7 protein-coding genes are annotated in these 10249 nt (G+C 72.3%); 3 read left to right on the plus strand and 4 right to left on the minus strand.

The genetic code is table 11. The features are described from left to right. The 3 genes from E1283_RS37450 to E1283_RS23535 form a co-directional block, all read left to right on the plus strand. Positions 1 to 364 (plus strand): acyl carrier protein (locus E1283_RS37450; protein WP_165956225.1); only part of this gene is annotated, 364 nt, incomplete at its 5' end. Beyond that, positions 361 to 3081, plus strand: a complete 2721-nt coding sequence (locus E1283_RS23530) for a type I polyketide synthase (RefSeq protein ID WP_481906700.1) — start codon at positions 361 to 363, stop codon at positions 3079 to 3081. The genes E1283_RS37450 and E1283_RS23530, both read left to right, overlap by 4 nt. A 23-nt stretch (positions 3082 to 3104) precedes the next feature. Continuing rightward, positions 3105 to 3863 carry a thioesterase II family protein gene (locus E1283_RS23535; RefSeq protein WP_132820126.1) on the plus strand — a complete coding sequence of 253 codons (759 nt, stop codon included), beginning with the start codon at positions 3105 to 3107 and terminating at the stop codon, positions 3861 to 3863. A gap of 162 nt (positions 3864 to 4025) precedes the next feature. Here E1283_RS23535 and E1283_RS23540 read toward each other — a convergent pair whose 3' ends face one another. From E1283_RS23540 to E1283_RS23555, 4 genes are all read right to left on the minus strand, one after another. Next, positions 4026 to 5561 carry an MFS transporter gene (locus E1283_RS23540; protein WP_132820127.1) on the minus strand — a complete coding sequence of 512 codons (1536 nt, stop codon included), beginning with the start codon at positions 5559 to 5561 and terminating at the stop codon, positions 4026 to 4028. Positions 5562 to 5782: 221 nt separating this feature from the next. Further along, a complete protein-coding gene (locus E1283_RS23545) occupies positions 5783 to 7144 on the minus strand; it encodes a phenylacetate--CoA ligase family protein (protein WP_132820128.1) in 1362 nt (453 codons plus the stop codon). Between the two features lie 256 nt (positions 7145 to 7400). Then, positions 7401 to 8324 carry an oxidoreductase gene (locus E1283_RS23550; protein ID WP_132820129.1) on the minus strand — a complete coding sequence of 308 codons (924 nt, stop codon included), beginning with the start codon at positions 8322 to 8324 and terminating at the stop codon, positions 7401 to 7403. A gap of 141 nt (positions 8325 to 8465) precedes the next feature. After that, positions 8466 to 10249: thioester reductase domain-containing protein (locus E1283_RS23555; protein WP_132820130.1), on the minus strand; the 1784-nt coding region annotated here is incomplete at its 5' end.

The following is a 10249-nucleotide window of genomic DNA, read 5'->3' on the forward strand; positions in this document are numbered from 1 at the left end:
CCTCACCACCACCACCGGACAACGCCTCCCCGCCACCCTCATCTTCGACCACCCCACACCCACCGCCGTAGCCCAATACCTACGCGGCCAACTCACGCCGCAGGCCGCGGAGGACGCTCCGTCGGATCCCGTCGACGCGGCCGAGGCCGAGGTCCGGCGAGCCCTGGCCACCGTCCCCCTCGCCAGGCTGCGCCAGGCCGGCGTGCTGGACACGATCCTGCGGTTGGCGAAGCCGACCGAGGAGGCTCCCGTCCCGCAGGCCGAGGAGAGCAGCGCCATCGCGGGGTTGGCCGTCGCGGATCTGGTCCGGCTCGCGCTCGACGGCGCGGACCGTTCCGTGCGGGCGGAAGGGTCGGGCTCCTGATGACCGTGTCCACCGACGAGATCGTCGAAGCGCTGCGTGCCGCGATGGTGGAGGCGGAGCGGCTGCGGCGGCGGAACCAGCAGCTGACCGCGGCCCTCACCGAACCCGTCGCCATCGTCGGCATGGCCTGCCGCTATCCGGGCGGGGTGGCCTCCCCCGAGGACCTGTGGGAACTGGTCGCCGAAGGCCGCGACGCCGTCTCCGCCTTCCCCACCGACCGCGGCTGGAACCTCGACGAGCTGTACCACCCCGAGCGGGTGGGCAAGAGCTACGTTCGCGAGGGCGGTTTCCTCGCGGGTGCCACCGAGTTCGACGCGGGCTTCTTCGGGATCTCCCGGGAGGAGGCGGTGGCGATGGATCCGCAGCAGCGGCTGCTGCTGGAGACGTGCTGGGAGGCGTTCGAGCGGGCCGGCATCGATCCGTGGGCGGTGCGCGGCCTGCCGGCTGGTGTGTTCATCGGCGCGATGCCTTCCGAGTACGGTCACGGCGCCGTGCCGGAGGGAGACTTCGAAGTCGCCGCGGTGACGGGTAACGCCGGCAGCGTCATGTCGGGGCGGCTGGCGTACGTCTTCGGTCTTGAGGGGCCGGCGGTGACGGTGGACACGGCGTGCTCCTCGTCCCTGGTGGCGCTCCACCTGGCGGGGCAGGCGCTCCGGCAGGGCGACTGCGACCTGGCCCTGGTCGGTGGGGTCTCGGTGATCTCCAACCCGGCGCTGTTCATGGGGGCGAGTCAGCAGCGGACCCTGGCCCGGGACGGCAGGTGCAAGCCGTTCGCGGCCGCCGCCGACGGTCTCGGGCTGGGCGAGGGCGCGGGTGTGGTGGTGTTGGAGCGGCTGTCCGACGCGCAGCGGAACGGACGTCAGGTGCTGGCGGTGGTGCGTGGCTCCGCGGTCAACCAGGACGGCGCGAGCAACGGGCTGACCGCGCCGAACGGTCCTTCGCAGCAGCGGGTGATCCGCCAGGCCCTGGCCAACGCCGGCCTGGCGCCGTCCGATATCGACGCGGTCGAGGCGCACGGGAACGGCACTCCCCTGGGCGATCCGATCGAGGCCCAGGCGCTGCTGGCCACCTACGGACAGGACAGGTCCGGGGGGCAACCGCTGTGGCTGGGCTCGGTGAAGTCCAACATCGGGTATCCCAGAGCGGCTTCCGGGGTCGCGGGGGTGATCAAGATGGTCATGGCGATCCGGCACGGGCAGCTGCCCAGGACGTTGCACGTGGACGAGCCGTCGCCGCACGTGGACTGGTCGGCGGGGGCGGTCGAGCTCCTCACGGCGCCACGGGCGTGGCCGGAGCGCGGGCGGCCGCGGCGGGCCGGGGTGTCGGCGTTCGGGATCAGCGGCACCAACGCGCACGCCATCGTGGAGCAGGCTCCACCGGCGCCGGCCCCGCCGGTCGCCGGGGCCGGCGTCGAGGCTGGCCGGGCCGTGTCGTGGCCGGTGGTCCCGTGGCTGGTCTCGGCTCGGTCCGAGGCGGGGTTGCGGGCGCAGGCCAGGCGGCTGCTGCGGCATCTCACGACGGAGCGGGAGTCGGGCCCGGTGGATGTCAGCCACGCGTTGGCGACGACCCGTGCCCCGCTCGAACACCGTGCGGTGGTTCTCGGCGAGGACCGCGAGGCGTTGTTGGCCGGTCTGGAGGCCCTGTCCGGGAACGAGCGCGCCGAGGGAGTGGTGGCCGGCCGGGCTCGTGGCGACGCGAGGGTGGCCGTCGTCTTTCCCGACGCCGGCTCGCGGCCGATCCGGGTGGGGCGGTCCCTGTACGCGGTCTCCAGGCCGTTCGCCGAGGCGTTGGACGAGGTACTGGGCGAGTTGGAACTCCACCTGGGCGGTCCGGTTCGGCCGGTGTTCCTCGCCGCCGACGGTTCCCGGGAGCAGGGGGTGGCGGAGCACTTCGACCCGTCCAGGGCGGGGCTCTTCGCTCTCCAGGTCGCGCTGTTCCGGTTGGTGTCCTCGTACGGGATCCGGGTCGACGCCGTCATGGGCCACGGGTTCGGTGGGCTCGGCGCCGCACACGCGGCCGGCGTGTTGACGTTGCGTGACGCCTGCGTGCTGGCCGCGGCGGACGCCCGGCTGGGTCGTGAGGCGTCGGGCGGCGAGCCGGAGTCGAGGGCGCGCGAGTTCCGGCGGGTGGCCGAGGGGCTGACGCCGGCGGCGCCGGCGATCCCGATCGTGTCGAGCTCGACCGGCGAGGAGGTTCCGGCCGAGTTGCTGTGCTCCGCCGCGTACTGGACCCGGCAGGTCCGTGGGCCGGCGGGGGCCACGCCGGCCGTCCAGCGGCTGGTCCGGCGCGGGTTGTCGGCCGTCGTGACCCTGGCGCCGACCGGCAGTGGTGGGGATCTGCCGGCGGATTCCCCGTCGGGGCAGGTGCTCGTGTCGCTGCCGCCCCCTGACCGGCCGGAGGTGGCCGCGGTCCTGAGCGCGCTGGCGCGGCTCCACACGCATGGCGTGGCGCTGCGGTGGGAGGAGGCGTTCGCGGGTCGGTCCCCACGGCGTGTGGAGTTGCCGACGTACGCGTTCCAGCGGGAGCGGTACTGGATGGCGCCACCCGCCTCGGCCGCGTCCGAGCCGTCGGAGGCCGCCTTCTGGGAGGCCGTGGAGAAGGGCGATGTCGAGTCCGTGGCGGACGCCCTGGGGCTCGACCGGGCGCGGGAGCGCCGGGCGCTCGAAACGACGCTGCCGGCGCTGTCGTCGTGGCGGCGTCGGAACCGGCAGTCGTGATCAGCGAGAGAGGAAGTGGCGTCGTGACGGCACCCGACGGCGGGCGTGACACGTGGATTCGACGGCTGGGCCAGGAGGTTCCGGCGGCACCGAGGCTGGTCGCCTTCCCGCACGCCGGGGGCTCGGCCAACACGTTCCTCCCGTTGGCGCGGACGTTGTGGCCGGGGATGGAGGTCTTCGGAGTCCAGTACCCGGGCCGTCAGGACCGGCGGGCCGAGGAGCTGATCGACAACGTCCCGGAGTACGCGCGGCAGGTGTTCCGCCGCCTCGTCTCCTGGACCGGGCGTCCGCTCGTCCTGTTCGGGCACAGTATGGGCGCGGTCATCGCTTTCGAGGTGGCTCGACGCCTGGAACAGCTCGGCGACGTCCAGCTCGCCGGGCTCGTCGTGTCGGGTCGGCGTGCGCCGTCCGTCACGCGTGATGACGACGACGTGCACCTGCGGGACGATCGGGGGCTGATCGCGGAGATCCAGTCGCTGGACGGGACCGACGCGGCCTTCCTGCGGGACGACGAGTTGCTGCGGATGATCCTTCCGGTCGTGCGCAGTGACTACAAGGCCATCGAGACCTACCGGTTCCAGCCGGGGCCCAAGCTGCGCTGCCCCGTCACCGCGCTGGTCGGCGACACCGATCCGAAGGCCGGCGTGGACGAGACGACGGCTTGGGGGGACCACACCACCGGCCCGTTCCACTTCCGCTGCTTCCCGGGCGGCCACTTCTACGTGAACGCCTGTGTCCAGGACGTCGGCAAGGAGATCGCGTCCCTGGTGAGTCCCTGGTGACGGCCACCGCACCGGACGGCCGCCGCTGAGGCCCTGCCCGAGGTCGTCCGTGGTGGGGTGGCCGTAGCGGCCGTCGTGCTCCGCGCCGTGGGCGGGGCGCGACGGCCGCTACGGCTGCCGCCTCGGGAGCGAGCGAGCGACCGCCGTCCGGCTTCCGGCGGGTCAGGAGCCGACGGTTTCCGTGGACCGCGGCCGGGTGTCGCCCTCGTCCGCCTGGTTCGGCCGGCCCGGCAGCAACACGGCGGTCAGGACGGCGCTGAGCAGCGCGACCGCCCCGGTCACGACGAGCACCAGCGTCATGCCGTGCATGAAGGCGGTTCTCGCGCTGTCGGCCAGTGCCGCGTCGCCGAGACGGGCGGCGACGGCGAGCGCGCCGGCGAGGGAGTCGCGGGCGGAGTCCGCCGCTGCCTCGTCCAGGTCGGACGTCGCGAGCCGGTCCGTGTAGCCCTGGGCCAGCAGGCTGCCGAGCAGCGCCACGCCGAGGACGCCGCCGACCTGGCGCAGTGTCATGGTGATGGCCGTGCCGGCTCCCGAGCGTTCGGGGGGCAGGTCGCCGAGCACGGCGTCCATGGCCGGTGAGAGTGCCATGCCGATGCCGATGCCGACGGCCGCCAGCCATGCGGCCACGAACCCGTAGGAGGTGGTCGCGTCCGTGGTGGCGCCGATGGCCAGGGCGCCGCCGGAGACGAACAGGCCGGCCCCCACCGGGAGGCGGTAGCCGGCACGAGCGGCCAGCTGTTCCCCGATCGGCGCGCCGAACACGAGCCCGGCGATCATGGGCAGCAGCCGCACGCCGGTGGCCAACGCGTCGTGTCCCATGACCTGTTGCAGGTACTGCGGGAGGACGAACAGCATGCCGAGCAGCGCGAAGCTCACCAGGACGCCGGCCAGGCTGGCCCAGAGGAACTGGCGTTGGCCGAACCAGCGGAGGTCGATCATCGGCTGTTCGGTCCGAAGCTCCCAGGCCGCGAAGCCGACCAGCAGCAGGGCGGACAGCGCGAGCGCGCCGAGCACCAGGCCGTCGCTCCAGCCCCGCTCGGGTGCCTCGATGATGCCGTAGGCGAGGACGACCAGTCCGGCCGTCGACAGCACCGCGCCCGGCAGATCGAGCCGGGGCGGAGCGGGATCGCGCGATTCGGGCATCAGGACCACGATCGCCAGCAGGGCGATGGCCGCCATCGGGATGTTGATGAGGAAGATCGAGCCCCACCAGAAGTGTTGCAGCAGATATCCGCCGATGAGTGGGCCGAGTGGAATGCCGGCGCCGGTGCCCACGACCAGGAGGGAGACGGCCCTGCTGCGCTCGGACGGCGCGAACAGCGCGGCCACGATGGCGAACGCCACGGGCAGGACGATCGCGCCGCCGACGCCCATGGCCGCCCTCGCGAGGATGACCACGCCGCCGGAATCGGCCCACGCGGCCAGCGCCGAAGCCGCGCCGAACACCACGAGTCCGATGGACAGCAGCAGCTTCCGGCCGTACTTGTCGCCCAGGGCGCCGCAGGTCAGCATCAGGCCGGCCAGCACCAGCACATAGGCGTTGACGATCCACTGCAACGTGCCGGTGCCCAGCGACAGTTCGCTGGAGATCGTCGGCAACGCCACATTGAGGATGGTGATATCGAATCCGATGGTCAATGCCGCTAAGACCAGGGCCGCCAGGGCCCACCACCGCCGGGGGTTTTCCGCTTGCTCCATGGAACTTCCCATCATTCAGCACTTCTGCTGTTACCATCGCGAACCGATAGATACTCAGGGGACGTTATCATCGGCAGGCATCGATGAAAAGCGGAGAAGTGACGGTCGCCGACGGGCCGTTCACGAGGGCCGCGAATCCCGCCACCGGGCGCCGAGTTCGATAACCGTTGCTATTCCCGATTCGGTGACACCACAAGTGTCGGCACGCTTTCGCCCCCGGGCTACAGCGGAAGAACGAGCCGGATCTTGCCTCCGGGAGATTGCTGCGGGGGTTCGGTGGCGCGCTCGACGGTGACATGACCGAGCCGGTGATCGGCGAACAGCCGCGCGAGGTCGGCACGCAGTGTTCGCCACACCCGGTCGGGGTCGATTCCGGCGGCCGCCACAAAGCACACCCGCAGGGTGGCCGGCGCGGTGTGGACGAACTGGACGAGTTCCGCTCCCGGGACGCCGTCGGCCAGGGTGGCGAACACCAGCGGGGGCAGGGTCACCCGCGCACCACCGGGGGCGGGGAAGCCGAGCGCGTCGGCGGCACGCCCCTGCACGCGGATCGCGGGCAGCGGGTCGCCGCAGGCGCAGGGATCGGGCCGCCACAGCACGCTGTCGCCGAGGTCGTAGCGCAGGATGGGCTGGATCCGGTTGGCCAGGTTGCTCACCAGCACCGTGTGGGACCGCTCACCGGGCGGGGTGGGCCGGTACTCGGCGTCGACCGGCTCCAGCACCAGCCAGTCGCTGTTGACGTGGTACCAACCGTGGTCGCAGCTGTAGCTCAGGAAGGGACATTCGGTGGCGGCGTAGGAGTGCCCCACCCTGACGCGAAAGACGTCGGCGATCCGCCGGTACTGGTCGACGGGGAGCCCTTCGGCGGAGAGGACCATCAGGGCCGGCTCGACGCGCAGGCGACCGGCACGCCGTTCGTCGGCCAGCAGTGCCGCCATGCTCGCGTAGGAGGCGACGACCGTCGGCTGGTACTCGTTCAGCCCGGCGACCAACTGCGGCAGCGGGGCGGAGACGGGGAACACCCGAACGCGTCGGTGACGGGCGGAGGCCGTCAGACGGGCGGCGGTGGCGGCGGTCATGAAGTGGCCGCCGGTCGCGTTCACCATCGCCAGGCGCCCGCCGCGGCGAACGATCCCGGCGACGTCGCCGACGGTGAGCCAGCTGGCGAGCATCCGAAGCGAGAGCGCGCCGGCCACCGCGAGGCTGCGATCGTCGACGAGGAACAGCCCTCGCCGACCCGTGGTGCCCGAGGTGGTGGCCAGCAGGTACTTCTCGCGGAACCGGTGCCCGATCAGGCCCGGGTCGTCGACATGCGCCCGCGCCCGCTTCAGGGTCACCTGTCCGTCGGTGACCCAGTCGTCGAAGTGCGCCATCAGCGCCCGCTTGGACGTGACCGGCAACAGGGCGGAGTCCGCGACCCGCTCCGGCAGGTCGCGGTACAGCCGGCGGTGGTACGGCGAGTGGGTGCGCGCGTAGTCGACCATCGCGGCGAGCCGGGCGCGTTGCCGCTCCGCGATCGCGGCGTGGCCCTGCCTCTTGGCGCGGCGCGTGTCACGGAGCAGGAACAGGCGGCTCTCGCTCACGGGCGCACCCCCTCGCGGAGGGCACCGACACCCGACCGCCGGGCGCCTCCACGACGCCCCGCCGCACCGAAACGGCCGGCGGTGGCGCCGCGGTTCGGGCACGGCGCCACCGCCGGATCCGGTTCACCCGGCCGCCGGCCGGGTGGGAAGCACACCTTCATCCGACACATCGTCACATCGCGATGATAGCGCTACGTGTCGATTCTTGCGAGATGGGTCACGTGTCACGACCGTCAGCCACCGCGAGGCCGGTACCTCAGGCCTTCAACGCGTCGTACGTGACCCCGGTCAGCTTCTCGCTGCGCTCCCACACCCGTTCCGCCACCGCGTCGTCCAGCGTCCACTTCGCCCGCCAGGAGCGGGCCGGCGCGCCGCGCCAGCCCTGGAGGCGAGGGCCGACGAAGGCGTCGGGTCGCACATCGGGCGCTGTCGCGGCGAAGAGCGAGGGAAGCGCGCCCCTGTCCGCTGACTGGGCGAACAGGTAGGTCAGCGTGGTGAACCGCTCCGCCAGGCGGCGCCCCTCCATGCGCGGGCCCGCGTACTGCAGGTTGGTCGCCGCGTAGCCGGGGTGGGCGGCCGCGGCCACGACGTCGGAGCCGGCCGCGGCGAGACGTCGAGCCAGCTCGTGGGTGAACAGCAGGTTCGCCGACTTGGACTTGGCGTACGCGGTCAGGCGGCGGTATCGGCCCTCGCCGAGCAGGTCGCCGGCGTCCACCCGGGAGCCGAAGTGGCCGATGCTGGAGAGGCTCACCACCCGGGCCCTCGGGGTGGCGAGGATCGTCGGCAGCAGGAGCCCGGTGAGCGCGAAGTGCCCGAGGTGGTTCACCCCCATCTGTGTCTCGAAGCCGTCGACGGTCTCCCGGTACGGCAGCGCCATCACGCCCGCGTTGTTGACCAGCAGGTCGATCCGCTCGACCTCCAGGTCCCGGGCGAAGGCACGCACCGACGACAGGTCCGCCAGGTCAAGCGGCCGGAACTCGACATCGGCGACCGGCACCTCGGCCCGCAGCCGCTCGCACGCCTCCCTGCCGCGGTCCTCGCTGCGGCAGGCGAGTATCACCCTGGCCCCGCGCCGGGCGAGCTCGCGCGCGGTCGCGTAGCCGATTCCGCTGTTCGCCCCGGTGACCAGGGCCAGCCTGCCGCTCTGGTCGGGCATGTCGCCCGCCGTCCAACCGGCCATCTCCGCACGTCCTCTCGTATCGGCTGTGTCCCGGCGCACGGCGCGCGCCGCGTGCGGCCGGCACCGTGCTGGTACCGGCCGGTTTCTTCCCCCCGGTCGTGGCCGGGGCGCCGACCGCTGGCGCCCCGGCCTGTTCGCGACTCATTCGGACATGAGGCGCCTGAGATCGGTCGCGTACCTCTCGATGAGAGACGGCGACAGGTGCGGTATGTCCTTCTCGGAACCGATCCCGGCGGCCTGGACGGCGGCCCGGAACCGATCGGACGGAAGGAGCGATCCGCCGACCGGCGCCTCGGGCTCGCCGAGCCCCCGCAGGAGTGGCAGCGCGGAGTGCTGTCGCCGCGCTTCGGGGAGGGCCCGCATCGCCGACTCGAACCGGACGAGCCAGTCGCGGTAGTCGTCCACCCGCTCGATCCGATGTCCCGCGTCGACGAGCCAGTCGACGAAGGTGTCGAGCGAGATCCCGTCGTCGTGCGGGTTCACCAGGTTGAACGTCTGGTAGCCGGCCGTCGTTCGTCCGCCGAGGGCCAGCACGGCCGTGGTGACGAAGTCCACGGGCAGGCCGTCGTAGTGGGCCCGCGAGCCCCCCTCGGCGACGCTCCGGTAGAAGGACCGCGGCGCGAGGCCGGTGGCGATGACGCTGAACAGAATGCGGGTGAACACGTCGGAGACGTTCAGCTGCCCGGTGTACCGGCTGTGGGCGAGGATCATGCTCGACCGGAAGGTGGTGACCGGAAGACCGCACAGGTCGTGCGCCTCCCGAAGGAGCACCTCCCCGGCCCACTTGCTGGTGGCGTAACCCCGGCCGTAGGCCCCGTCGACCTCCTGGACGGGCAGCGCCACACGCACGTCGGGATCCTCGCCGAGCGCCGGCTGCCCGGCGCGGGACGTGGCGACCACCAGGCTGGAGACGTAGGTGAACGCCTTGATCCGGCTGGTGAGCGCCAGTTGGATCAGCTCGGCGGTGCCCACGACGTTGGCCTCGAACAGGTGCGGATAGGGAAGCACGTGGTTCACCAGCGCGCCGGAGTGGACGATCAGGTCCACGTCGTCGGCGAGCCGGGCCCAGGTCCCGTCGTCCAACCCCAGTCGCGGCTCGGCGATGTCGCCCGCCACCACCTCCAGGCGCGCGGCGGCCAACGTCTCGAACTTCCGGGCCAGCTCCGCGTCTCCGCTGCCGAAGGCGTCGACGAGCCGTCGCCTGGCCGCGGCGGCGTCCTTTCCACGCACGACGCAGATCAGCCTGCCGCCGGTCGAAGCCAGGTGTTCGAGCCATTCCAGGCACAGAAAGCGACCGAGGTAGCCGCTCGCGCCGGTCAGCAGCACCGTGCGGGGTTCTCCCGTCGAGCGGGGCAGGGCTGGCGCCTCGGCGATCGTCCGCGCGTCGAGGAACCTGTCGAGCGTGAGGTCCTTGGCGCTGACCTCCGTGCTGTCCGCACCGTGCACCGAGGCGAAGGTGGGACGCCGCAGCCCGTCCGCGCGCTTCGCCTCGACGTGTGCGGCCATGGCAGCGATGTTCGGCGAGCTGAACAGGACGCGCAGGGACAGCTCCTCGCCCTCGACGACGTCCTTGAGCCGGGCCATGACCTTGGTGGCCAGCACCGAGTCGCCACCGAGTTCGAAGAAGTCGTCGTACACCCCGACCTGGTCGAGGCCGAGTACCTCCGCCCAGGTGGCGGCCAGTTGCTCCTCCAGCGGAGTGCGCGGCGCGACCGACTCGCCCGTGGGGTGCGGGTGGGCGGTGTCGGGGGCCGGCAGCGCCTTGCGGTCGACCTTCCCGTTGGCGGTCAGCGGGAGGGTCTCCAGGGTGACGAAGGTGCCGGGGAGCATGTGCTCCGGCAGCCACTGCCTGAGATGGTCACGCAGCTCAGCGGTCGCGGGAGGGGTGTCCGCGGTCGTGGTGAGGTAGGCGGTGAGGGCGTGGT

Source organism: Streptomyces hainanensis (assembly GCF_004348415.1).
Taxonomy (GTDB): Bacteria; Actinomycetota; Actinomycetes; order Streptomycetales; family Streptomycetaceae; genus Streptomyces; species Streptomyces hainanensis.

What these genes read in the sequence shown, in the direction of transcription:
- E1283_RS23540 (WP_132820127.1), bottom strand. Translation starts at nt 5,561, where the DNA reads ATGGAGCAAGCGGAAAACCCCCGGCGGTGGTGGGCCCTGGCGGCCCTG.
- E1283_RS23550 (WP_132820129.1), bottom strand. Translation starts at nt 8,324, where the DNA reads ATGGCCGGTTGGACGGCGGGCGACATGCCCGACCAGAGCGGCAGGCTG.